General features: G+C 36.1%; 2 protein-coding genes and 1 tRNA gene. 1 reads left to right on the plus strand and 2 read right to left on the minus strand.

What is annotated here, in order from left to right:
* Positions 1–157 (minus strand): thiamine pyrophosphate-binding protein (locus ACS8FC_RS14455; RefSeq protein ID WP_439297274.1); only part of this gene is annotated, 157 nt, incomplete at its 3' end.
* Between the two features lie 253 nt (positions 158–410).
* Here ACS8FC_RS14455 and ACS8FC_RS14460 point away from each other — a divergent pair.
* Positions 411–485 (plus strand) — tRNA-Gly (locus ACS8FC_RS14460).
* A 476-nt stretch (positions 486–961) separates the two neighbouring features.
* On the opposite strand, the gene ACS8FC_RS14465 is transcribed toward ACS8FC_RS14460, so the two are convergent.
* On the minus strand, positions 962–1,212 hold a 251-nt coding region (locus ACS8FC_RS14465), incomplete at its 5' end, for a helix-turn-helix domain-containing protein (protein WP_439297273.1).

The following is a 1,212-nucleotide window of genomic DNA, read 5'->3' on the forward strand; positions in this document are numbered from 1 at the left end:
GCTCATTGGTGTTACCCACCCAGCGCAGCTTGTCAGAGGCAAGGACATTGTCCAAAAAGGTTAAGTTAAAATCGCCTGGTACGCCGAATATCTCAGAGGCACCCGCTTCTGCGACGCGATCAAACAAATAATCAGCGATGGTATACTGTTGACTCATTTTTTATCCTTATAACTTATCTTCGTAAGTGTTGATAATTGTGAATGTGATTAAATCATAATGTGCATCCCAGCTTATTTATGTATGAAAAGCTTTTGGAATACATATTATAATAAACTGTTATAACATACATTTGTAGATAGAAGACACGCCTATTTTAATAACTTTAACTTTTTTCGTCATAGGTGTTGACACATAAAAAAAACTGCGTATAATACGCCTTCATCAACTGACGATAGTTAATTGATAATTAGCGGGAATAGCTCAGTGGTAGAGCATAACCTTGCCAAGGTTGGGGTCGAGAGTTCGAATCTCTTTTCCCGCTCCAAATACTTAAAAAGCCTCACTTAATAGTGAGGCTTTTTTTTGTCTAATTTTCAGGACTTGTAGAGAAATTCTCGAAATATCTTTTTGAATATAGTTAAGTCTAACTACTCAAACAAAAACCCCATTTTCATGGCGGTGCCCATGTGGTGCCCAAACTGTGCCCTGCCCTAAAACCTCACATACATAACTGACCACAACCTAGCTATTTTTGGCTAAAAAACCATCATGACACCTAACCTAGTAAATTTGGCACTATGATGATTTTTGAACCCAACCTCAATTCAACAAAAAAACGTGTTTTTCAGATGCCTAGTTTTTGGAAATACGTTTCAAATTTATAGTATTTACTATTGGTCTTCACTTAAAAAGCGATGACTACAACCTAACAATAAAAAATTTATTAAGCTTCATAAGTATTTTTTAGCTCTAAGTAGACCTTTAGCTAGAAATTTCCTATCAACTATAGCGATAGTTAATTTACTCTTCTAAAGAGTCGTCCTCACCAAGTTCATCTGGAACGTATTTCAAAATATCCCCTGGCGTTACTTCTAATACATTACATAGCTTGCTCAAAGTATCGAACTCAATTCTAGTCGTATCATCGTTATAGATCCTATGCAGCGTCGATTTACTGATATCTGTCATTCTCACTAAATCTGCCACACGCAACCTTCTTTCTGCCAAAAGAACAGGTAAGTTACATGAAATCACAATAAATTCCTTATTGG

This window comes from Psychrobacter sp. 1Y4 (assembly GCF_051847555.1).